Origin of the sequence: Pseudomonas frederiksbergensis (assembly GCF_003732275.1) — a bacterium.
Taxonomy (GTDB): domain Bacteria; phylum Pseudomonadota; class Gammaproteobacteria; order Pseudomonadales; family Pseudomonadaceae; genus Aquipseudomonas; species Aquipseudomonas frederiksbergensis_H.
Window position 1 is genome coordinate 210,060 of record NZ_MOBM01000012.1, and the last position, 21,492, is coordinate 231,551.

20 protein-coding genes are annotated in these 21,492 nt (G+C 59.1%); 7 read left to right on the forward strand and 13 right to left on the reverse strand.

Features of this window, described 5'->3' with window-relative positions:
- Positions 1 to 90 precede the first annotated feature (90 nt).
- The 5 genes from mnmC (at position 91) to BK662_RS08950 (ending at position 7,488) form a co-directional block, all read left to right on the forward strand.
- Positions 91 to 2,073 (forward strand): bifunctional tRNA (5-methylaminomethyl-2-thiouridine)(34)-methyltransferase MnmC2/FAD-dependent 5-carboxymethylaminomethyl-2-thiouridine(34) oxidoreductase MnmC1, encoded by a 1,983-nt coding sequence (gene mnmC, locus BK662_RS08930; RefSeq protein ID WP_123357763.1) that lies wholly within the window; start codon positions 91 to 93, stop codon positions 2,071 to 2,073.
- A 122-nt stretch (positions 2,074 to 2,195) separates the two neighbouring features.
- Positions 2,196 to 3,968, forward strand: coding sequence for an N-acetylglutaminylglutamine amidotransferase (locus tag BK662_RS08935; RefSeq protein ID WP_123357764.1), 1,773 nt, complete (start codon positions 2,196 to 2,198; stop codon positions 3,966 to 3,968).
- 3 nt (positions 3,969 to 3,971) lie between these two features.
- The gene (gene ngg / locus BK662_RS08940) at positions 3,972 to 5,717 is read left to right on the forward strand and encodes an N-acetylglutaminylglutamine synthetase (protein ID WP_123357765.1); all 1,746 of its coding nucleotides are present in this window, start codon (positions 3,972 to 3,974) and stop codon (positions 5,715 to 5,717) included.
- 164 nt (positions 5,718 to 5,881) lie between these two features.
- Positions 5,882 to 7,072: an osmoprotectant NAGGN system M42 family peptidase gene (locus BK662_RS08945; protein WP_123357766.1), complete on the forward strand. Its 1,191-nt coding sequence runs from the start codon at positions 5,882 to 5,884 to the stop codon at positions 7,070 to 7,072.
- 188 nt (positions 7,073 to 7,260) lie between these two features.
- Positions 7,261 to 7,488 (forward strand): YheU family protein, encoded by a 228-nt coding sequence (locus BK662_RS08950; protein WP_025212539.1) that lies wholly within the window; start codon positions 7,261 to 7,263, stop codon positions 7,486 to 7,488.
- Between the two features lie 3 nt (positions 7,489 to 7,491).
- Here the strand turns inward: BK662_RS08950 and csrA are convergent, their stop codons facing one another.
- The 3 genes from csrA to BK662_RS08965 form a co-directional block, all read right to left on the reverse strand.
- Positions 7,492 to 7,677: a carbon storage regulator CsrA gene (gene csrA / locus BK662_RS08955; RefSeq protein WP_123357767.1), complete on the reverse strand. Its 186-nt coding sequence runs from the start codon at positions 7,675 to 7,677 to the stop codon at positions 7,492 to 7,494.
- Between the two features lie 154 nt (positions 7,678 to 7,831).
- Positions 7,832 to 8,164 carry a YnfA family protein gene (locus tag BK662_RS08960; protein ID WP_123357768.1) on the reverse strand — a complete coding sequence of 111 codons (333 nt, stop codon included), beginning with the start codon at positions 8,162 to 8,164 and terminating at the stop codon, positions 7,832 to 7,834.
- Between the two features lie 64 nt (positions 8,165 to 8,228).
- Positions 8,229 to 9,044, reverse strand: a complete 816-nt coding sequence (locus tag BK662_RS08965; RefSeq protein WP_123357769.1) for an SDR family oxidoreductase — start codon at positions 9,042 to 9,044, stop codon at positions 8,229 to 8,231.
- A gap of 292 nt (positions 9,045 to 9,336) precedes the next feature.
- On the opposite strand from BK662_RS08965, the gene BK662_RS08970 reads away from it, so the two are divergent.
- Positions 9,337 to 9,489, forward strand: coding sequence for a DUF3309 family protein (locus tag BK662_RS08970; protein ID WP_008012020.1), 153 nt, complete (start codon positions 9,337 to 9,339; stop codon positions 9,487 to 9,489).
- A 60-nt stretch (positions 9,490 to 9,549) separates the two neighbouring features.
- Here BK662_RS08970 and BK662_RS08975 read toward each other — a convergent pair whose 3' ends face one another.
- The 10 genes from BK662_RS08975 to BK662_RS09025 form a co-directional block, all read right to left on the reverse strand.
- Positions 9,550 to 11,643 carry an LTA synthase family protein gene (locus BK662_RS08975; protein WP_123357770.1) on the reverse strand — a complete coding sequence of 698 codons (2,094 nt, stop codon included), beginning with the start codon at positions 11,641 to 11,643 and terminating at the stop codon, positions 9,550 to 9,552.
- Between the two features lie 509 nt (positions 11,644 to 12,152).
- Positions 12,153 to 12,755, reverse strand: coding sequence for an START domain-containing protein (locus BK662_RS08985; RefSeq protein ID WP_123357771.1), 603 nt, complete (start codon positions 12,753 to 12,755; stop codon positions 12,153 to 12,155).
- 41 nt (positions 12,756 to 12,796) lie between these two features.
- Positions 12,797 to 13,051, reverse strand: coding sequence for a YkgJ family cysteine cluster protein (locus BK662_RS08990; protein WP_123357772.1), 255 nt, complete (start codon positions 13,049 to 13,051; stop codon positions 12,797 to 12,799).
- A gap of 166 nt (positions 13,052 to 13,217) precedes the next feature.
- Positions 13,218 to 13,685, reverse strand: coding sequence for a translation initiation factor 2 (locus tag BK662_RS08995; RefSeq protein ID WP_123357773.1), 468 nt, complete (start codon positions 13,683 to 13,685; stop codon positions 13,218 to 13,220).
- 87 nt (positions 13,686 to 13,772) lie between these two features.
- Positions 13,773 to 15,212, reverse strand: coding sequence for an aminotransferase-like domain-containing protein (locus BK662_RS09000; protein WP_007903895.1), 1,440 nt, complete (start codon positions 15,210 to 15,212; stop codon positions 13,773 to 13,775).
- A 276-nt stretch (positions 15,213 to 15,488) separates the two neighbouring features.
- Entirely contained in the window at positions 15,489 to 16,301 is an 813-nt protein-coding gene (locus BK662_RS09005) for an OmpA family protein (RefSeq protein ID WP_123357774.1), read from the reverse strand.
- Positions 16,298 to 16,654 carry a DUF4398 domain-containing protein gene (locus tag BK662_RS09010; protein ID WP_123357775.1) on the reverse strand — a complete coding sequence of 119 codons (357 nt, stop codon included), beginning with the start codon at positions 16,652 to 16,654 and terminating at the stop codon, positions 16,298 to 16,300. Before BK662_RS09010 ends, BK662_RS09005 begins: the two co-directional genes overlap by 4 nt.
- Positions 16,655 to 16,663: 9 nt before the next feature.
- Positions 16,664 to 17,500 (reverse strand): substrate-binding periplasmic protein, encoded by an 837-nt coding sequence (locus BK662_RS09015; protein ID WP_123357776.1) that lies wholly within the window; start codon positions 17,498 to 17,500, stop codon positions 16,664 to 16,666.
- 82 nt (positions 17,501 to 17,582) lie between these two features.
- Positions 17,583 to 18,512, reverse strand: coding sequence for an electron transfer flavoprotein subunit alpha/FixB family protein (locus tag BK662_RS09020; protein WP_050682913.1), 930 nt, complete (start codon positions 18,510 to 18,512; stop codon positions 17,583 to 17,585).
- A complete protein-coding gene (locus tag BK662_RS09025; RefSeq protein ID WP_003226982.1) occupies positions 18,513 to 19,262 on the reverse strand; it encodes an electron transfer flavoprotein subunit beta/FixA family protein in 750 nt (249 codons plus the stop codon).
- A 547-nt stretch (positions 19,263 to 19,809) separates the two neighbouring features.
- On the opposite strand from BK662_RS09025, the gene BK662_RS09030 reads away from it, so the two are divergent.
- Positions 19,810 to 21,474 (forward strand): electron transfer flavoprotein-ubiquinone oxidoreductase, encoded by a 1,665-nt coding sequence (locus tag BK662_RS09030; protein WP_123357777.1) that lies wholly within the window; start codon positions 19,810 to 19,812, stop codon positions 21,472 to 21,474.
- Positions 21,475 to 21,492: the final 18 nt, after the last annotated feature.

Genomic DNA, 21,492 nt, shown 5'->3' on the forward strand with positions numbered 1-21,492 from the left:
CCCTGACACAACCAATGTGGCACTTGCCATGGATCAAGCACCGCAGCAGCGATCGGCTAGAATGGCCACCTTGCCGTTACCGAGCCTGCCATGAAACCTGTATTGCCCCACGCCCAGCTCGACTGGGACGACCAAGGTCGCCCGCGTTCGCGGGTGTTCGATGATGTGTATTTTTCCGACCGGTCGGGCCTTGAAGAAACCCGCTACGTGTTTCTGGAGCAAAACGATTTGCGTGACCGTTTCGCCGCCTTGCCGGTGGATGGTCGACTGGTGATTGGTGAAACCGGGTTCGGTACCGGGCTGAACTTCCTCTGTGCCTGGCAGTTGTTCGAACAGCACGCGGTGGCAGGTGCGCGGCTGCATTTTGTCAGTGTCGAAAAGTACCCGCTGAGCGCGACCGATCTGCAACGGGCCCTGGCCTTATGGCCGGAGCTCAAGCCATTTGCCGATCAATTGCTGGCGCAATACGTGGCGATCCATCAAGGCTTTCAGCGTCTGGTGCTGGACAACGGCCGCGTCACCCTGACCTTGCTGATCGGCGATGCACTTGAGCAATTGCCACAACTGGATGCGCAGATCGATGCCTGGTTTCTCGACGGTTTTGCCCCGGCGAAAAACCCTGACATGTGGACCGCCGAATTATTTGCCGAACTGGCCCGCCTGGCGGCACCCGGCTCGACCATCAGCACCTTCACCAGCACCGGCTGGGTGCGCCGCTTGCTGAACGCGGCGGGCTTCAAGATGAAGCGCACGCCGGGCATCGGCCACAAGTGGGAGATCCTGCGGGGCACGTTCCTCGGTTGGCCTGAAGAGGCCACTAAACCAGCCGCAACAAAACCATGGTTCGCTCGCCCAAAATCGCTGACCGGCGAACGCCGCGCCCTGGTGATCGGCGCCGGGCTGGCCGGTTGCGCCAGTGCTGCCAGCCTGGCCGCTCGAGGTTGGCAAGTAAGCCTGCTGGACCGCCACGAAGCATTGGCGCAGGAAGCCTCGGGCAATCCTCAGGGCGTGCTCTACCTCAAACTTTCGGCCCATGGCACGGCGCTGTCGCAATTGATCGTCAGCGGTTTTGGCTACACCCGGCGTCTGCTGGAACAACTGCAACGTGGCGTCGACTGGGACGATTGCGGAGTCTTGCAACTGGCCTTCAATGCCAAGGAAGCCGAGCGTCAGGCGCAATTGGCCGCGGCCTTTTCACCGAGCCTGGTGCACCTGCTCGATCAACCTCAGGCTCAGGCCCGAGCCGGCATCGAATTGACGCACGGCGGCTTGTTCTACCCTGAAGGCGGCTGGGTGCATCCGCCCGCGTTGTGCCAGTGGCAGGCGTCCTCACCGAACATCCAGTGGCTGCCCCATCGCGAGGTGCTGGAATTGCGCAAGGTCGATGATCAATGGCAGGCCTGGGACGGCGATGCACTGCTGGCCAGCGCGCCCGTGGTGATTCTGGCCGGTGCCGCCGAGATCAAGCGTTTTCCACACAGCGCCGACCTGCCCCTCAAACGCATTCGCGGCCAGATCACCCGACTGGCGCAAACCCCTGAAAGCCAGAGCCTGGCCACCGTCGTCTGCGCCGAAGGCTATGTGGCGCCCGCACGCTTGGGCGAACACACACTCGGCGCCAGCTTCGATTTCAAAAGCGATGAGCTGACCCCGACCGTCGCCGAACACCTCGGCAACCTGGCGTTGCTCGAGGAAATTTCCACTGACCTGGTCGCCCGTCTGCATGTTCCAGATCTGGACCCGCAACAGCTTGAAGGGCGCGCGGCGTTCCGCTGTACCAGCCCGGATTACCTGCCGATCGTCGGACCGTTGGCTGAACAAGTCGCCTTCGCCGAGGCCTATGCCGCGCTGAGCAAAGATGCCCGGCAGGTGCCCGATGTGCCCTGCCCATGGCTCGAGGGGTTTTACGTCAATAGCGGTCACGGTTCTCGCGGTTTGATCACTGCGCCGTTGTCTGGCGAGCTGTTGGCGGCATGGCTTGAAAACGAGCCGTTGCCACTGCCAAAAACAGTGGCCGAGACCTGCCATCCCAACCGTTTTGCTCTGCGCCAATTGGTCCGCGGAAAAGCCTGACGCGCAGCCTTATAACTTATCGGTCTAAAACTCCAGGGATTCACGTGGGTCAGTTTCTGAGTACCCGCCGTTTTTGGCGGGTATCGATTGACCCTCCCCAACGGAAAAACCGGTAAGGACTTATGTGCGGATTAGCTGGAGAATTACGTTTCGACCATCAACCTGCGGACCTCGCAGCCATAGAACGAATCACCCATCACTTGGCCCCTCGCGGCCCTGATGCGTGGGGCTTTCACAGCCAAGGGCCGATTGCCCTGGGCCATCGGCGCCTGAAAATCATGGACCTGTCGGACGGCTCGGCACAGCCGATGATCGACAACCAGCTGGGCCTGTCCCTGGCCTTCAACGGCGCGATCTACAACTTCCCGGAACTGCGCACCGAACTGGAAAGCCTCGGTTACGCCTTCTATTCCGACGGCGACACCGAAGTTCTGCTCAAGGGTTATCACGCCTGGGGCGAAGCCCTGTTGCCCAAACTCAACGGTATGTTCGCCTTCGCCATCTGGGAGCGCGACGCCAAGCGTCTATTCATCGCCCGCGACCGTCTCGGCGTGAAGCCGTTGTACCTGTCGCGCACCGGTCAACGCCTGCGCTTTGCCTCGGCCCTGCCGGCATTGCTCAAGGGTGGCGACATCAACCCGATCCTCGATCCGGTGGCGCTCAATCATTATCTGAATTTCCACGCCGTGGTCCCGGCCCCACGCACCTTGCTGGCGGGCATCGAAAAGCTGCCCCCGGCGAGCTGGATGCGCATCGACGCAGACGGCGCCACCGAGCAGAAAACCTGGTGGACCCTGCCCTACGGCCCACACGCCGACGAGCTGAACCTGACCCTAGAAGACTGGCGCGACCGCGTGCTCGACAGCACCCGTGATGCGGTGGCGATTCGTCAACGGGCGGCGGTGGATGTCGGCGTGCTGCTTTCCGGTGGTGTCGATTCGAGCATGCTGGTCGGTTTGTTGCGTGAAGTCGGCGTTGAAAACCTGTCGACCTTCTCCATCGGTTTCCAGGATGCCGGCGGCGAGCGCGGTGACGAGTTTCAGTATTCGGACCTGATCGCCAAGCACTACGGCACCCAGCATCACCAACTGCGCATCGACGAAAAAGAGATCATCGAGCAACTGCCCGCGGCGTTCCGCGCCATGAGCGAGCCGATGGTCAGCCATGACTGCATCGCGTTCTATCTGCTGTCTCGCGAAGTGGCCAAGCACTGCAAGGTGGTGCAAAGCGGCCAGGGCGCGGACGAGTTGTTCGCCGGTTATCACTGGTATCCGCAGGTTGACGGTGCGAGCGATCCGTACGCGGCGTATCGCGATGCGTTTTTCGACCGCAGCTACGCCGACTACGCGGCCACGGTGCAGCCGAAATGGCTGACGGCCAACGACGCGGCCGGCGACTTCGTGAAAGAACATTTCGCACAACCTGGTGCCGACGCGGCCGTGGACAAAGCCCTGCGCCTGGACAGCACTGTGATGCTGGTGGATGACCCGGTCAAACGGGTCGACAACATGACCATGGCCTGGGGTCTGGAAGCGCGTACACCGTTTCTCGACTATCGCCTGGTGGAGTTGTCGGCGCGGGTGCCGGGCAAATTCAAACTGCCAGATGGCGGCAAGCAAGTCTTGAAAGAAGCGGCGCGGCTGGTCATTCCGAGTGAAGTGATCGACCGCAAAAAGGGTTACTTCCCGGTCCCTGGCCTCAAGCATTTGCAGGGCGACACGCTGAACTGGGTGCGTGAACTGCTGCTCGATCCGAGTCAGGATCGCGGCTTGTTCAACCCCGCCATGCTCGACCGCCTGCTGACCGATCCGCAAGGTCAACTGACCCCGTTGCGCGGCTCCAAGCTGTGGCAATTGGCAGCCCTGAACCTGTGGCTCAGTGAACAAGGAATCTGATCGATGAAACCTCACGCCACGGCTTATAGCCAACGCTTGTTGCGCGGTCAGGCGCCCTCCTATGAACGCTTGCAGGCGCGCCTGGCCGAAGACGGCAGTGAATTGGGCGCCGCGCCAATCGCGGTGCATTGCGGTTGGGGCCGGCTGCTGATCGGCCATACCTTTCCCGATGCGGCGAGCCTTGCCCAAGAGTTGCTCAATGAGCAGCCCGGTGAGCGGGACATCGCCTTGTACGTTGCCGCGCCCCAGCAAGTGCTGGGGCTGGAGCCGGCCCAGTTGTTTCTCGACCCCTCCGACACCTTGCGCCTATGGTTCAGCGATTATCGTCAGGCCACTCGGGTGTTTCGCGGTTTCCGCATCCGTCGGGCGCAAAGCGAGGCGGATTGGCAGGCCGTCAATCAGCTGTATCAGGCCCGCGGCATGCTGCCGATTGATGCGAGTTTGCTGACGCCTCATCACCAGGGCGGCCCGGTTTATTGGCTGGCCGAAGATGAGGACAGCGGCGCGATCATCGGCAGCGTCATGGGCCTGAATCATCACAAGGCCTTCAACGACCCGGAAAACGGCAGCAGCCTGTGGTGTCTGGCGGTCGATCCGCAATGTTCCCGCCCAGGCGTCGGTGAAGTGCTGGTGCGGCACTTGATCGAACACTTCATGAGCCGTGGCCTGAGTTACCTGGACCTGTCGGTGCTGCACAACAACCGTCAGGCGAAAAGCCTTTACGCCAAGCTCGGTTTTCGCAACTTGTCGACCTTCGCCATCAAGCGCAAAAACGGCATCAACCAACCGTTGTTTCTCGGCCCCGGCCCGGAAGCCGAGTTCAATCCATATGCGCGAATCATCGTCGAAGAGGCTCATCGGCGCGGCATTGATGTGCAAGTGGATGACGCGCAAGCCGGTCTGTTCACCTTGATCCATGGCAGTCGCCGGGTGCGTTGCCGCGAATCCCTGAGCGATCTGACCAGCGCCATCAGCATGACGTTGTGCCAAGACAAAAGCCTGACCCACAAGGTGCTGAAAAACGCCGGTCTTAAACTGCCCGCCCAGCAACTGGCGGGGAGCGCGGACGACAATCTGGCGTTTCTCGACGAGCACGAACGGGTGGTGGTCAAACCGCTGGACGGTGAACAGGGCCAGGGGGTGGCGGTGGATTTACGGACCATCGAAGAGGTCCAGCAAGCCATCGAAAGCGCTCGTAAATTCGATAGTCGAGTACTGCTGGAAAGCTTTCACGAAGGCCTCGACTTGCGAATTCTGGTGATCGGTTTCGAAGTGGTCGCGGCCGCCATTCGCCGGCCGGCGGAAGTGGTGGGCGATGGTCAGCATTCCATCGGCGCGCTGATCGAAGCCCAGAGCCGTCGCCGTCAGGCGGCGACCAGTGGTGAAAGCAAAATCCCGCAAGACCACGAGACCCAGCGCACCTTGCAGGCTGCGGGTTACGACTACAGCAGCATTCTGCCGGCCGGGGAGCATCTGTTCGTGCGGCGCACGGCGAATCTTCATACCGGCGGCATTCTTGAGGATGTCACGGCGATTCTGCATCCGACCTTGGTGGACGCGGCAGTGCGCGCGGCGCGGGCGCTGGAGATTCCGGTGGTCGGGCTCGACCTGATGGTGCCGGGCGCCGACCAGCCGGAGTATGTGTTTATCGAAGCCAATGAACGCGCCGGGCTGGCCAACCATGAACCGCAGCCGACGGCCGAGCGGTTTGTGGATTTGTTGTTTCCGCATAGTCAGCCGGCGGTTTGACATTGATGTGTTGCCTGTTCCATCGCCATCGCGAGCAGGCTCGCTCCCACATTTGACCGCATTCCCCTGTGGGAGCGAGCCTGCTCGCGATGGGGCCCTGACAGATCACACACACTCTTTTCCTCATCGAAACCATCGATGCTCTCAACCCATCAGGAGTTTCCATGACCCGCAAAATTCCCGAACCGGATCTCAATTACCTGCAAAAAGTCCTGCTGGAAATGCTCGCCATTCCCAGCCCTACCGGGTTCACCGACACCATTGTGCGTTACGTCGCCGAGCGTCTCGAAGAGCTGGGCATTCCCTTTGAAATGACTCGTCGCGGCACCATCCGCGCCACCCTCAAGGGCAAGAAGAACAGTCCGGACCGCGCCGTCTCCGCTCACCTGGACACCATTGGCGCGGCGGTTCGCGCGATCAAGGACAACGGTCGCCTGACCCTGGCGCCGGTCGGTTGCTGGTCCAGCCGTTTTGCCGAGGGCAGCCGCGTCAGTTTGTTCACCGACAACGGCGTGATCCGCGGCAGCGTGTTGCCACTGATGGCTTCCGGGCACGCGTTCAATACTGCCGTGGATGAAATGCCGATCAGCTGGGATCACGTCGAATTGCGCCTGGACGCCTATTGCGCCACCCGCGCCGATTGCGATTCGCTGGGGATCAGCGTCGGTGATTTCGTCGCCTTCGACCCGTTGCCGGAGTTCACCGAAAGCGGCCACATCAGCGCCCGTCACCTCGATGACAAGGCCGGCGTTGCCGCCCTGCTGGCGGCGCTGAAAGCGATTGTCGACAGCGGCGAAGAGTTGATGATCGACTGCCATCCGCTGTTCACCATCACCGAAGAAACCGGCAGCGGTGCGGCGGCAGCCTTGCCTTGGGATGTCAGCGAATTCGTCGGCATCGACATCGCGCCGGTCGCGCCCGGCCAGCACTCCAGCGAACACGCGGTGAGTGTGGCAATGCAGGATTCCGGCGGGCCTTATGACTATCACCTGTCCCGTCACCTGCTGCGCCTGGCCAGCGACAACGAATTGCCGGCGCGCCGCGACTTGTTCCGCTATTACTTCAGCGATGCTCACTCGGCCGTCACGGCCGGCCACGACATTCGCACCGCCCTGCTCGCCTTCGGTTGCGACGCCACCCACGGCTATGAACGCACCCACATCGACAGCCTCGCCGCCCTCAGCCGCCTGCTCGGTGCCTACATCCTCAGCCCGCCAGTGTTCGCCAGCGATGCACAACCGGCCAAGGGATCGCTGGACCGGTTCAGTCACCAGATCGAACACGAGACGCAGATGGAAAGCGATACGCGGGTACCGTCGGTGGATAGTTTGATTGGGCAGCGTTCGGAGGGCTGAGCCTGATTCGAGATGTGTAGCGCATGAAATATCGCCATCGCGAGCAGGCTCGCTCCCACAGGAGTACACCGATAATTGTGGGAGCGAGCCTGCTCGCGATGGCGGTGGATCAGGCGACAGATTAGCCCAGGCTAGCCGCCCTCCTTCATTCGCCGTAGCATCGCGCCATTGTTTAGCCGAGGTGCCTTATGCTGATCCCCCACGACCAACTTGAAGTCGACACGCTGACCCGTCTGATCGAAGATTTCGTGACCCGCGACGGCACGGACAACGGCGATGACACACCGCTGGAAACCCGCGTATTGCGTGTTCGTCAGGCATTGACCAAGGGCCAGGCGCTGATCGTCTTCGATCCGGACAGCGAGCAATGCCAGTTGATGCTCAAGCACGACGTGCCCAAGCATCTGTTCGACTGAGGCTTAACGAGCTTTCGCTTTGGCCTGTTTGAGCTGGATGCGCTCATAGACCTCGGCGCGATGTACGTTGACCTGCTGCGGCGCTTCAACACCGAAGCGCACGCTGCTTCCGTTGACGGCGAGAACCCGCACGGTGATGTTGTCACCAATGGATATCAACTCGCCCACAACGCGACTAAGTACAAGCATGGCATTCATCCTTCAGGGTTACCGGCCCTTGAAGATGCCCGGTGCACGACTGGCCTTCAATGCAACGGCAGCAAAACAGTCTCGCCCTACGGCGCAGGATGCATCCCCCTGACGGACGTATCCGACAAACCGGTTTGAATGAAGGACCGATCCTTCAGGAAGCGGAGAAACGCGGGCCAAACAAGATAACACTCGCACCGATCACACACAGCGCCACGCCAATCCAGTCCGAGCCCAGTGGACGAATCCGCTCGACCACCGCCAGCCAGCCGATCGAGGCAATGATGTAGATGCCACCATAGGCGGCATAGGCGCGGCCGGCGTAGCTCGCTTCGACCCGGGTCAGCAGCACCGCGAACAAGATCAGGCTGAGCAACGCCGGGATGATCCACCAAGCGCTTTTACCCTGGCGCAGCCACATCCAGAAGGCAAAGCAGCCGGCGATTTCGAACAGCGCGGCGAGGAAAAACCACAGGTAATTGATCATGCAGATGTCTCGTGAGGATGGCCGGTTGCGGCCACCCTAACGACGGTATTGCGCACGGGCAAGTTCAGCCTGCGGATTGTTTGGCCTTGGCGCGCATTTTGTCGGCCATCACGGTCATTTCGTTGTAGAGCAACTGCGGATCTTTTTGCTTGATCGCCCAGGCCATACGGCCCTGTTCGTGAGGCAGAATCAAGAATTCGCCAGCGGCAACCTGCTGATAGATGTAATCGGCAATGTCGGCAGCGCTGATCGGCGAGCTTTCCAGTAATTTGCCGACCTGGGCTTTCATGGCCGGGGTCGGGCCGCGGAAAGAGTCCAGCAAGTTGGTCTGGAAGAACGACGGGCAGACTACATGCACGCTGACTTCCTCGTGGGCCAGTTCGATCAACAGACTTTCAGACAAAGCCACCACACCCGCCTTGGCCACGTTGTAGTTGCTCATGGCTGGGCCTTGCATCAGTGCCGCCATCGAAGCGATGTTGATGATCTTGCCTTTGCTTTTCTCCAGCAGTGGCAGGAAAGCCTTGCAGCCCTTGACCACGCCCATCAGGTTGATCGCGATCTGCCAGTCCCAGTCTTCCAGCGACAGTTCACTGAAGAATCCGCCCGAGGCCACGCCGGCGTTGTTGACGATGACATCGATGCCGCCGAACTTTTCTTCACAGGCTTGGGCGAAAGCCGTCAGCTGGCTGTAGTCGCGCACATCGCAACGCTGGATGAAACCGTCACCGCCGGCTTCGCGAACCAGCTTCAGGGTTTCTTGCAGGCCGGGTTCACTGACATCCGACAAGGCCAGCTGCCAGCCTTCACGCGCCCAGCGCAGCGCGATTTCGCGACCCAGGCCTGAGCCCGCGCCAGTGATCATCATGCGATTTTGCATAGCAAACAGCCTTGTTGTTCCGGGGAAGATGCACCGAGTGTAGCGAAGGATAATGCGTGACCCACGCTCCATCAGATTGCTGAATGGCCAGCAATGACCACGGCGCGGTCCGGTTGTTTCAACTTTGAGACGCAGTAAAAGAAATAAACGTGCTTTCCAAATACATTAAAAAAACCTGGAATTTTTCTTCATATCCATGAGTCGGATTTTGTAAGCAGCTAGGATTAATACAAGTCCAGCTGATGGCTAAAACCCTAGGTCAATCCACAACGCTTCCAACAAGGAAACAGACATGGGCACAATTCTTATCGTTATTCTTATCCTGTTGTTGATAGGTGGCTTGCCGGTCTTCCCGCACTCCAGAAGTTGGGGTTACGGCCCGTCCGGTATCATCGGCGTAGTGTTGGTGGTGCTGTTGATCCTGCTGCTGCTTGGCAAGATATAAAGATTTTTCCGGCAAAAAAAAGAGGCCCTGCGAAGGGCCTCTTTTCTATTGCGGCAAAACTTAGTCCGGTTTGCCGTGAACCACACCGGCGGTGTTATCGATCAGGCTTTTAGTGGCCGTTTGCAGGAACGCTTCGAGCTTGAGCTTCAGCTCGGCTGTACGCGGTGCATCCGGAACGATCTCGGCGTGAGGCGTCGCGCCCAGTTCGTACTGATATACCTTCGGCGCCATTTCCTTTTCCTTTGGCAGAACCAGAATCTGGTCATCCGTGATGATGGCGGTGGTTTGCTCGCTACCCGACGGCTTGATCACGCCAAAACCGGTGTCGCCTTCAGGCAGGTTGAGCAGGTCGCGTCCCCAACACTGATGACGCACTTCGCCACCAATACGACCCATGATGGTCGGCACGACGTCGATCTGAGTGCCCACGGTATGGTCACGCTGGCCGAACTTCTCCTGGATGCCCGGTGCGATCATCAACATCGGCACGTTGAAGCGACCCAGGTCCATTTCGGTAATCTGACGCTCGTTGCCAAAACCGTGATCACCGACGATGACAAACAGGGTTTCCTTGAAGTACGGCTCCTTGCGGGCCTTTTCAAAGAATTGGCCCAGTGCCCAGTCCGAATAGCGCATGGCGGTCAAATGCTCGTTCAGGCTGCCGCGATCGGTTACACGCTCAACCGGCAATGGCGTCGGCAAGGCATATGGCGTGTGGTTGGACAGGGTTTGCAGCAATGCATAGAACGGCTTGCCGTTTTCCCGCGCCTTGAGCTCTACCAGACCACGGTCGAACATGTCCTGGTCGGACACGCCCCAGGTCGGATCGGAGAACACCGGGTTCACGAAGTCGTTACGACCGATGAAGTTGGTCATGCCCTGGTTGCTGAAGAAACCCGACTGGTTGTCCCAGGCAAAGTCGCCGTTATAGACATATACGTCGCCGTAATCACGGGCGCTGAGCAACTGCGGCAGGCCGGACAGTTTGTGACTGCCTTCCGGGGTCTGCATCAGGTATTCGAAACCCGGCAGGTTCGGGAAGCAGGCCATGGTGGCGAACATACCCTGGTGGGTATGCGTCCCGTTGGAGAAGAAGCGATCAAACAGCAGACCTTCTTTCGACAGTTTGTCGAGGTATGGCGTGATGTTGCCCGGTGCGCCCAAGGCACCCACCGAGTGACCGGCCATGCTTTCCATCAGGATCACGACGACGTTCTTGATCGGCAGGGTTTTGTCGGCCGGCGGCATGTAATCGCGACGCACCGCTGCGATATCGGCATCCACCAGTTTTTCGTCCGGCATCACCAGCATGTCACGCACGATTTGCTGAGCTTGCGGCTGTGGCAGTGTTGCCTTCCAGACATTGTCGCGATGTTCGGACATCCGGCTCTTGGCCGCCGCGATCAGCGATAGCGTGCCGTTGAGGCCCAGCTGGTTGGCGAAGTTGGAGTCGGTGGTGTAAACGTCACCCCAACGCAGCGGTGGGCCCTGACGCAGGGTGCCACGAGCGGCGACCACGCAGACCAGCAGGCAGACCACGAACACCACACCGCGCGCATACCACGGAGCGACCTGCCGCGTACTAATGCTGCCACCGCTGAACGGCCCGCGAGGACGCGTGGCGCGGTCGGCGCCCTTGAATGCGAGGGTCAGAATCAACGTGCCTACGGCCCAGGCCAACAGGTAACGAACCACCGGAAAACCGTACCAGAGCATGCTCATCACGGTTTTCGGGTCTTCTTTCACGTACTGGAAGACCAGACCGTTGAGGCGCTGGTGGAATTCGCGGTAAAAGTCCATCTCCATCAGGCCGAGGAACAGCGCGATGCTCGAGGCAACGGTCAACCACAGCCGGAAGAACCCGCGGGCGGCCATGGCCCGGGCACTGAACAATGCCAGCAGCAGCGGAATGCTGAGGTAAACCACCAGACGCAAGTCGAAACGCAGGCCATTGGCGAACGCTTCCAGAAAGGTCGAAGCCGGTGTGTCGAGGATCATCGAGCTGTTGTAGACCAGCAGCGCCACGCGCAGCAGGCTGAACATGACCATCATGACCAGGGCACACAACAGTGTGTAGGCCAGATGCGATTTGACGGTCGGTTGCAGCAGGCGACTAGAAGCTCGCTGCTGACTCAGGGCGTCCGGGTTTGCCATGTCGTTTTAGGACCCATTGGAAGTTGAAGTTTCAAAAATACAGCGGCGCCTTGTCTAACGCTGGTCGGTCAACCTGTGGGAGCGGGCTTGCTCGCGAAGGCGGCGGCACAGTCAACATTGAAGTCGTCTGACATACCGCTTTCGCGAGCAAGCCCGCTTCCACATGGATAGCGTTTAACTGACCAGCATCAGCTGTCTCACCCTCTGTTGGCCATCCTCGGCCCCGGGGCTTGCGCGGTGCGCAAATGTTGCACGATCAACCGCAGCATTACCATTGATTACTGACCCGCAGGCCAGACTGTCGCTTGTAGCGTTCTGGGACAAGAGACGTGGCGCAAAGTTGCGGAGGCTGACGGGTTGGGGCGCGAGTGAATTGTCTTGGAGACTTTGTGAAAATTTCGTTCAACGCATATCCAGAAACAAAATAAAGCCCCGCCCAAGGTAAAAACGCAAACGCCCCGATCAAATCGGGGCGCTTTCGAACGGACCCTATCAAAAGAGTCGGGTGGTTACTTCTCGGCGCGTTCTTTCAGGGCTTTGAGGGTATTGAACGGCGCGTCGACCACGAATTTGTTGGCCAACCACGACGGCACGCTGCCGCCGGGTTCGGTATGGGCCTGATAAGTCACTTCGACTTGATCGCCTTTAGGCACGAGTTTCCAGAAACCTTTGACCTGTGTAACCCGTACAAAACCTTTTTCTTCCGGAACGTACTTCGGCTGCCCTTCCAGCTCGCGGGTAAGGCTGCCATCGGCGTTTTCAATGGTGGTGACATGCAACACGGAGTCGCGAGGAGTGACCGGCCAAGGGGTATTGAACTGGGTGTAGGTCCAGTTCTGGTTACCTTCATGCTTGAGCAGCTTCTGAGTCTTGCACTCGTGAATCCATGCACAGGCACCCGGCACGTCTTCCTGCAATGCACGCAGTTTGGCCATGGTGGTCTTCATGATGGTCACGCCGCGGTAAGCCTTGTATTGGGAACCGGCCACTTCACTCAAGGACACCTTGATGCCCTCTTCTTCCTTGACGGTTTTCCATTCTTCGGCCTGGGCCGTGGAGGCCAGCAGAACCGTCAAACCACACAGCACAGCCATACGATGCAGTGAACCCATAATCTTATTCCTTATTGTTGAAGTTCCGTTCATTGAACACATCACGCGGCCGTCATTTGCTCCCACCAACCCAGCAACTTGATCGCTTCGTCGCTGCTGCTTCCGCAGACCTCGATATCGGCTTCAAATGCCGAACACACCGCAGGACGTTCAGGCTTGCCGAAAATGCTGCACAGGTTATCGACAGACAGTTGTACGCAACGTTCTCCGGCGGCTTTGCCATTGGGCATCCCGGGAATCGGTGAACTGATGGAAGGGGCAATGCAACAGGCGCCACAGCCTTCACGGCATCTCATGACGACAAGCTCCTCGCGACGGGTAATGTGTTAAAGGGACGTGGCACAGAGTAACGGCTAAAACGCCTGTTTAAAATTACCTGAGCCCGGGTTTTTTCGTTCAAACGAACGTGACTGATCAGTCTCCGACAAAGCGTCTGGTTTGCGGGTCACGAATGGGAGGGAATTACTGCTTGAACTCGAACTCCAGCGCCGCTCCTTCAACTTCCCGACGCTCTTCATTGCGCAATTGCAGCTGCATTTCGTTGCTGAGCAGACGACCGTTGAGCTGGAACGGGCTGCTCTTGTCACCGAACATTTGCGGCAACAGCGCATCGTGTCGGGGCAACTGTACCGTGCCGACCGGCTTCAGTTCTTCGACCATGTCCTTGGGCAAGCTCAAGTCGAGATTTGCCGAAGGGAGTTTGGTTTTCACGACTTCACTGGCCGGTTTCGACTTGGAAGCAATGGGGGAACGTTTTTTGACCGCTGCAGCCTGCTTTTTGGCCGGTGCGGCCTTTTTGACCGGTGCCGTTTTTTTCGCGGTGGTGCTGGCTGTCGGTTTTTCCTGAACGGAAGCCGCCATGACGCCTTCCGGGTGACAGGTCATTAACAGGCAGATCAACAACCAGGCGGCAGGAAAAATCGGCTTCATGGACCCAACGGCGTGAACGGCAGAAGGCTATATGCTCGCCTGTTGGAGACGACAAGACAAGCGGCCAGTTCAGAACTGCCCAGCCGCTCAAAAACCGCTCGCCGTCTCCTGACAAAGTTGTGTCGCCAGCAACCCCAACGTCATCAATGCACGCTCGGCCTCGCGGTTCCAGGGGATGCCACAGTTCAGGCGAATGCAGTGATTGAACTGCTCGGTATTACTGAAAATCAGCCCCGGTGCAATGCTGATGCCCTGCTGCAACGCACGTACATGCAGTTCCTGCGTATTAACCCGCCCTGGCAGGCTGACCCACAGAATGAAGCCACCGGTGGGCCGGGTCATCTGCGTGCCTTCCGGGAAGTACTGCTGCACCGCCAGCTGAAAAGCACTGAGGTTCTTGCGGTACTCCTGACGGATGTAACGCAAATGCCGGTCGTAACCGCCGTTCTCCAGATAGGCCGCGATGCCCATTTGCGTGACGCTGCAGGCCGAATGGGTGCTGAAGGTCTGCAAGCGCTGGATTTCCTGTTGGTACTTGCCGGCAATCATCCAGCCGATGCGCACACCGGGCGACAAGGTCTTGGAGAAGCTGGAGCAATAGATCACCCGATCCAGCCGGTCATAGGCCTTGAGCGATTTGGTGCGGCCCTGCTCGAACATCAGTTCGCCGTAAATATCGTCTTCGACGACCTGGATATCGAAATCCGAGGCCAGGCGCAGCAATTGTTTCTGTCGCTCTTCGGGCATGGTGCCGCCCAAGGGATTGCTCAGGCGCGTGGTCAGCACCAGCGCCTTGATCGACCACTGGTTGGCCGCCAGTTGCAGGGCTTCGAGGCTCATGCCGGTGGCAGGATCGCTGGGGATCTCGATGACTTTCAGCCCCAGCAGGTCGGCCAGTTGCAGCAAACCGTAATAGGTCGGCGACTCGGCCGCGATCAGATCACCCGGCCGGGTCAACACGCGCAGAGACATCTGCAATGCATCGACGCAGCCGTGGGTGATCACCACTTCCGACGGATCGACCACCACACCGGCATCGCGCATCCGGATAGCCACTTGCCGACGCAACGGCTCGAAACCGGGGCTGAACATGTAGCTGAACGCCCGCGGGCTATGGAAACGGGTGACTTTGGCCAGTTGCTGATGCAGCGCCCGCACCGGTAGATAGTCGACGCTCGGTACCGCGGCGCCCAATGGGAAGACGCCTTCGCGGCGGGATTCAACCAGGACTTGCTGAATGATGCTGCTGCGGGTGACAAGGCCAGGTCGCTCGACCCGGGCGATATCCGGGGTTGGTGCCGTGAGCGCCGGAGTCTGATGCACGTAGTAACCGGATTGTGGCCGGGCACGAATCAGCCCCTGATCCTCAAGGTTGGCGTAGGCCTGCAATACCGTTGCATGGCTGACGTTGAGCTGCGAACTCATCTTGCGCACCGAAGGCACGCGCTCCCCGGGTTGATAGACACCGCGGCGGATGTCTTCGGCCAGTTGCTGAGCAATACGTTGGTAGAGCAAGAGATTGGTCATGACGCAGCACTCGATTTCACGGGCATTTTATTCTTGTGTGAAACAATACCGGAACAGTTTAGAAGTGTACTGGGACAGTTGTCACAATAGTCGACCGTACAGTGCATTGTCAGCAAAAACTGTACTGTTTTGTGAGTTGATCAGCAGGCGTAAAAAAACCCGGCGCTGACGGGCAGGCCGGGTTGTAGGAGCTGTCGAGTGAAACGAGGCTGCGATCTTTCCAGGCCCACTTGAGTATCAAGAGCAAGATCAAAATATCGCAGGCTCCGCCAGCTCCTACCTGGCGGCGCCGAGCTGGCCTTTTTCGTCGGAGAACACAATTTCCACCCGGCGGTTCTGCGCACGCCCGCGCTCGGAAGCGTTCACGTCCACCGGGTATTCATCGCCGTAGCCTTCGACTTTGATACGTTTGTCGTCGATACCCAGGTCCATCAACACATCCGCCACCGATTGCGCACGATCGCGGGACAGCTTGAGGTTGTCCTGTTTACCGCCAGTGCTATCGGTATAGCCCTCGATCCGCACCACGCGCTTGGGATTGAGCTGCAAGAACTGGACGATCTTCAGCACCACGCGGTTTGCCGAGCTTTTCAATTCTGCTTCACCAGTATCGAACAGCACATCGCCCAGGGTCATCACCAGACCACGGTCGGTTTGGGTGGTCGCCAGCGCCACGATCTGCTCCTCGAGCCACTTGCCCTGTTGCTGCACGCTGAGCAACTTGGACTCACGCAGGGCCAATTGCAGGCGCTGACGCTCGAGTTCGAGCTTCGCCGCGCGTTCTTCGTTGAGCACTTGATTGGTGTGTTCCCGGGCGATTTCGCTGTAGCGCTGGCTCAGGTAGGCGTAATGCACAACGTCCGAACCGCTGCCCCAGTAGCTGGACAGACGATCGGCGCGGGCCAGGGATTCGCCGGCACGGATCACGTCTTTGGGCGCAATGCGCAGCACGTTGGAGTCTTCCTTGACCTTCTGGAAGTCGGTGCCGGCCTGCTGCAATACGGCTTCGCTGTGTTGCCCGGCGCAGCCATAAAGGCTTGCGCAGCCGGCCAGGATCAAGCCGCCGAATGCTATGGTCTTGAGGCTCATTGGGCATCTCCCAGTTGCTTGCGCAGGCGAGTGATGCGGGTATTGAGCACGTTCAACTGCGCCTCGCTCTTGAGGGTCAGAACCCGGGCTTCGGCCAGGCGCGCGTCCAGCTCGGCCTGCTCGGCCCGCATGCGCGCATTCTTGAAGGACTGATCGGCCATGTTGCCCTTGGCACGCTTGAACTTGTCTTCAGCCAGTTTCATCTCTGGCACTTCGTCGGCGGTAGCACCCACGGCCTTGGCTTGTTCAAGGGCCTGTTCGGTCAGGCGTATTTGTTCATTCGGCGCCGGATCGGCTGCACAACCCGCCAGAGCCAGAACGGCCAGGGCAGCGAAAAGAGGTCGAATACTCACTAAAAATCCCTACTGTTTTGGGGTACTGACAGGTTGTGGCTGCGGTTGTGAGAGTTGCGCTTTCCAACGCTCGATATTGCGCAGCAGCGCAGCTTCTGTCAGTCCGGACGCGGGCAATTCTGTCATCTTTTTGGCCAGCTGTCCGCGCAACCAAGGATCGTTGCAGGCAGAGTTATGGGAAACCGCGAGAAACAGGCCGGGTTTGTCGATGGGTTGTTGATGGGCCATCAAGTCATCGGCCATCCCCAGCGTTTGCACCATTGCCATGCCCGAGTAGCGTCCGGCGAGGACAAATTCCACCTCGTTCAGCAGCAATTTCTGAAAGGCCTGGGTCAGATTGGGCGTGCGCACCAGGGTCAATTGCTGCTCGGCGAAAGTGCCGAATGACGGGGTCACTCGAGCCTTTTCCGACAATGCACCGGGATGACCGTGAAGGTCCTGCGCTTCGTTATAGACCAGCAGTGAGTCGTTGCGTGTCCAGACCAGATAATCGTTTTCCAGCAGCGGTGGATGGATGTAATCCAGATTTTCCAGCTCACCGACCGTCAACGGCGCATCGGCCAGCATGTCCATTCGCCCGCTGCGCACTTCATCCAGGGCCTGGGAGCGCTTGCCGGCGTAAAGCAGCTCGACCTTGATGCCCAACTCCCCCGCCACTTGCTGCAACAGGTCAGCGCTGGCGCCAATCAGATACTTGGGGTTTTGTGGGTCTTGCCACAGGTACGGCGGCGCGTCCGGGCTGCCGGTCACCACCAGGCGCTCGCATTTGCCCGCGGCCATGGACAGCCCCGGCAACAGCGTAAGCCCCAGCAGTAATGACCAGCCACACACGCGGCGCAAATCCATGGCGACACTCCCTACAACCGAATATTTTCGCAAAAAAAAGCCCGACCAAAAGGCCGGGCTCTTTATAAGTCAAGCCGCTGGATTAGACCAGCTTCTCGAACTCGGGGATAGCTTCGAACAGGTCTGCCACCAGGCCGTAATCGGCCACCTGGAAGATCGGCGCTTCTTCGTCCTTGTTGATCGCAACGATCACTTTGGAGTCTTTCATGCCGGCCAGGTGCTGGATCGCGCCGGAGATACCGACGGCGATGTACAGCTGTGGAGCAACGATCTTGCCGGTCTGACCGACCTGCATGTCGTTGGGTACGAAACCTGCGTCGACCGCGGCGCGGGAAGCACCGACGGCAGCGCCCAGCTTGTCGGCCAGGGCGTACAGGTGTTTGAAGTTGTCGCCGTTCTGCATGCCGCGACCGCCGGAAACGACGATTTTGGCAGCGGTCAGTTCCGGACGATCGGACTTGGCCAGTTCTTCGCCAACGAAGCTCGAAGTGCCAGCGTCGTGAGCAGCCGCAACCGCTTCAACGGCAGCCGAACCACCTTCAGCAGCCACCGGGTCGAAACCGGTGGCACGCACGGTGATCACTTTGACTGCAGCGTTCGATTGAACGGTAGCAATGGCGTTACCGGCGTAGATCGGGCGCTTGAAGGTGTCAGCGCTTTCGACCGAGATGATCTCGGAGATCTGGTCAACGTCCAGGGACGCGGCAACGCGCGGCAGGATGTTTTTGCCGTTCGAAGTAGCGGCAGCCAGGATGTGGCTGTAGCCCTTGCCCAACTCTGCAACCAGCGGAGCAACGTTTTCCGGCAGTTGATGAGCGTAAGCGGCGTTGTCGGCCACCAGCACTTTGGCCACGCCAGCGATTTTCGCAGCGGCTTCAGCCACGGCGCCAGCGCCCTGACCTGCAACCAGAACGTGGATATCACCGCCGATCTTGGCAGCAGCAGCCACAGTGTTCAGTGTGGCCGGGGCCAGTACTTTGTTGTCGTGTTCAGCAATAACCAAGATAGTCATTTAGATTACCTTCGCTTCGTTTTTCAGTTTCTCGACCAGTTCAGCCACCGACTTGACCTTGATACCCGCGCTGCGTGCAGCCGGCGCTTCGACTTTCAGGGTCTTGTTGGTGGAGGCGGTGGAAACGCCCAAAGCGTCCGGAGTCAGCACTTCGAGAGGCTTCTTCTTGGCTTTCATGATGTTTGGCAGAGACGCGTAGCGCGGCTCGTTCAAACGCAGGTCGGTGGTGACGATGGCCGGCAGTTTCAGGGAAACCGTCTGCGCGCCGCCATCGATTTCACGGGTCACGGCAACGCTGTCGCCGGACACTTCGACTTTCGAAGCGAAGGTGCCCTGACCGTAGCCGCTCAATGCCGCGAGCATCTGGCCAGTCTGGTTGTTGTCGCTGTCGATGGCTTGTTTGCCGAGGATCACCAGCTGAGGCTGTTCCTTGTCGACAACAGCTTTCAACAACTTGGCAACCGCCAGGGAAGTCAGATCTTCAGCGGATTCGACGAGGATGGCGCGGTCGGCACCCAGAGCCAGCGCGGTGCGCAGTTGCTCTTGAGCGGTAGACGGGCCGATGGAGACGACGACGATTTCAGTCGCAACGCCTTTCTCTTTCAGACGTACGGCTTCTTCCACTGCGATTTCGCAGAACGGGTTCATCGACATCTTGACGTTAGCGAGGTCGACGCCGGAATTGTCCGCCTTGACACGAACCTTGACGTTGTAATCCACAACGCGTTTGACAGCTACAAGAACCTTCATGGATTCCTCGTTACTCTCCGGTGAAAAGAAAGTCGCCTAGGCGAACCTGGCGGTTGATGCTCATCGGCGCAAGGGCACCTCTAAAAACGCTGGCAGGTGTACCGGGTGAACCTTGCTCACGAGGCTGATTAACCGTTCGTCAGTGGTGACCGACGAGTCATTCATTATCGCGGCGTGTAAACTGCGCGCCTGACCTGCGCTGCGCATCACCTTATACTGCCATCGCCCTGTCTTTAGAGGTGCTCTTGAAACCAACAGTCAGCCTACGGCGAGCGCAAAACCGCCCGTATCTTGACCGGAACACCTATTCCGGTCAATACGGCAAAATGGCCAGTCATAAGCCGCGTGACTTTGATTTCTCTGGCTTTGAGCCAATTCAAACAAACGTTTGTATTGGACGCTAGGAGTGGTGTAGATATAATGCGCCACCTAGAGAGAAAGGTGGGTCATCCATTGTCCCTTCCGGCAGTTACCGGAGGAAATAATGGATGCAACGCCAAACCTCCAATTAGAAAAAAACTGTTGAGCCTTGAGTAGGAGATAGCCTGTGGAACGCGAATACATGGAATTCGACGTGGTCATCGTCGGTGCCGGCCCCGCTGGCCTGTCCGCCGCCTGCCGTTTGAAGCAGAAGGCCGCCGAAGCCGGTAAGGAAATCAGCGTCTGCGTGGTCGAAAAAGGCTCCGAGGTCGGCGCTCACATCCTGTCCGGTGCCGTGTTCGAACCACGCGCCCTGAACGAATTGTTCCCGGACTGGAAAGAACTCGGCGCTCCGCTGAACACGCCAGTCACACGCGATGACATCTTCGTTCTGAAAAACGCCGACAGCGCGCAGAAGATTCCTGACTTCTTTGTGCCCAAGACCATGCACAACGAAGGCAACTACATCATCTCCCTGGGCAACCTATGCCGCTGGCTGGCCCAGCAGGCCGAGAACCTGGGCGTGGAAATCTACCCGGGCTTCGCCGCCCAGGAAGCACTGTTCGATGAGAACGGCGTGGTTCGCGGGATCATCACCGGCGATCTTGGCGTTGACCGCGAAGGCAATCCCAAAGAAGGCCTGTACACCCCGGGCATGGAACTGCGTGCCAAGTACACGCTGTTCGCCGAAGGTTGCCGCGGCCATATCGGCAAGCAGCTGATCAAGCGCTTCAACCTCGACAGCGAAGCCGACGCCCAGCATTACGGCATCGGCCTGAAAGAAATCTGGGAAATCGACCCGGCCAAGCACCAGCCAGGCCTGGTGGTTCACACCGCCGGTTGGCCGCTGGACATCATGAGCACCGAGAACACCGGTGGCTCGTTCCTCTATCACCTGGAAAACAACCAGGTGGTGGTCGGCCTGATCGTCGATCTTTCCTACAGCAACACCTTCCTGTCGCCGTTCGACGAATTCCAGCGCCTCAAGCATCACCCGGTGCTCAAGCAATACCTGGAAGGCGGCAAGCGCATCAGCTACGGCGCGCGTGCTATCTCCAAAGGCGGCCTGAACTCGCTGCCGAAAATGGTCTTCAAGGGCGGCGCGCTGATCGGTTGCGACCTCGGCACCCTGAACTTCGCCAAGATCAAAGGCAGCCACACCGCGATGAAGTCCGGCATGCTCGCCGCTGACGCCGTGGCCGACGCGCTGTTCGCTGAAAAGGACGGCACCGAAGAGCTGACCACTTACGTCGACGCCTTCAAGAAGAGCTGGCTCTACGACGAACTGTTCGCCAGCCGTAACTTCGGCCCGGCGATGCACAAGTTCGGCCCGATCATCGGTGCCGGTTTCAACTGGCTCGACCAGAACATCTTCGGCGGCAAACTGCCGTTCACCCTGCACGACACCAAGCCCGATTACGCTTGCCTGAAACTGGCGGCCGACTGCAAGAAGATCGACTACCCGAAACCGGACGGCAAGATCAGCTTCGACAAACTCAGCTCGGTGTTCATCTCCGGTACCAACCACGAAGAAGAACAGCCTTGCCACCTGAAGCTGGCCGACGCGAGCATTCCGATCGGCAAGAACCTGCCGATGTACGATGAACCTGCCCAGCGTTACTGCCCGGCTGGCGTGTACGAAGTGGTGACCAAGGAAGACGGCGAGAAGCGCTTCCAGATCAACGCCCAGAACTGCGTTCACTGCAAGACCTGCGACATCAAGGACCCTGCACAGAACATCACCTGGGTGGCGCCGGAAGGCTCTGGCGGCCCGACTTACCCGAACATGTAACTCAAATCGCTGAACAAC

Excerpts from the sequence above, each read along its gene's own strand:
- BK662_RS08970 (WP_008012020.1), top strand. The coding sequence starts at position 9,337 with ATGGGCACAATTCTTATCGTTATTCTTATCCTGTTGTTGATAGGTGGC.
- BK662_RS09000 (WP_007903895.1), bottom strand. The coding sequence starts at position 15,212 with ATGACCAATCTCTTGCTCTACCAACGTATTGCTCAGCAACTGGCCGAA.
- ngg (WP_123357765.1), top strand. The coding sequence starts at position 3,972 with ATGAAACCTCACGCCACGGCTTATAGCCAACGCTTGTTGCGCGGTCAG.
- BK662_RS09015 (WP_123357776.1), bottom strand. The coding sequence starts at position 17,500 with ATGGATTTGCGCCGCGTGTGTGGCTGGTCATTACTGCTGGGGCTTACG.
- BK662_RS08935 (WP_123357764.1), top strand. The coding sequence starts at position 2,196 with ATGTGCGGATTAGCTGGAGAATTACGTTTCGACCATCAACCTGCGGAC.
- BK662_RS08965 (WP_123357769.1), bottom strand. The coding sequence starts at position 9,044 with ATGCAAAATCGCATGATGATCACTGGCGCGGGCTCAGGCCTGGGTCGC.
- BK662_RS08950 (WP_025212539.1), top strand. The coding sequence starts at position 7,261 with ATGCTGATCCCCCACGACCAACTTGAAGTCGACACGCTGACCCGTCTG.
- BK662_RS08960 (WP_123357768.1), bottom strand. The coding sequence starts at position 8,164 with ATGATCAATTACCTGTGGTTTTTCCTCGCCGCGCTGTTCGAAATCGCC.
- BK662_RS08985 (WP_123357771.1), bottom strand. The coding sequence starts at position 12,755 with ATGGGTTCACTGCATCGTATGGCTGTGCTGTGTGGTTTGACGGTTCTG.
- BK662_RS09025 (WP_003226982.1), bottom strand. The coding sequence starts at position 19,262 with ATGAAGGTTCTTGTAGCTGTCAAACGCGTTGTGGATTACAACGTCAAG.
- BK662_RS09020 (WP_050682913.1), bottom strand. The coding sequence starts at position 18,512 with ATGACTATCTTGGTTATTGCTGAACACGACAACAAAGTACTGGCCCCG.
- csrA (WP_123357767.1), bottom strand. The coding sequence starts at position 7,677 with ATGCTTGTACTTAGTCGCGTTGTGGGCGAGTTGATATCCATTGGTGAC.
- mnmC (WP_123357763.1), top strand. The coding sequence starts at position 91 with ATGAAACCTGTATTGCCCCACGCCCAGCTCGACTGGGACGACCAAGGT.
- BK662_RS08945 (WP_123357766.1), top strand. The coding sequence starts at position 5,882 with ATGACCCGCAAAATTCCCGAACCGGATCTCAATTACCTGCAAAAAGTC.
- BK662_RS08995 (WP_123357773.1), bottom strand. The coding sequence starts at position 13,685 with ATGAAGCCGATTTTTCCTGCCGCCTGGTTGTTGATCTGCCTGTTAATG.
- BK662_RS08975 (WP_123357770.1), bottom strand. The coding sequence starts at position 11,643 with ATGGCAAACCCGGACGCCCTGAGTCAGCAGCGAGCTTCTAGTCGCCTG.
- BK662_RS09005 (WP_123357774.1), bottom strand. The coding sequence starts at position 16,301 with ATGAGCCTCAAGACCATAGCATTCGGCGGCTTGATCCTGGCCGGCTGC.
- BK662_RS08990 (WP_123357772.1), bottom strand. The coding sequence starts at position 13,051 with ATGAGATGCCGTGAAGGCTGTGGCGCCTGTTGCATTGCCCCTTCCATC.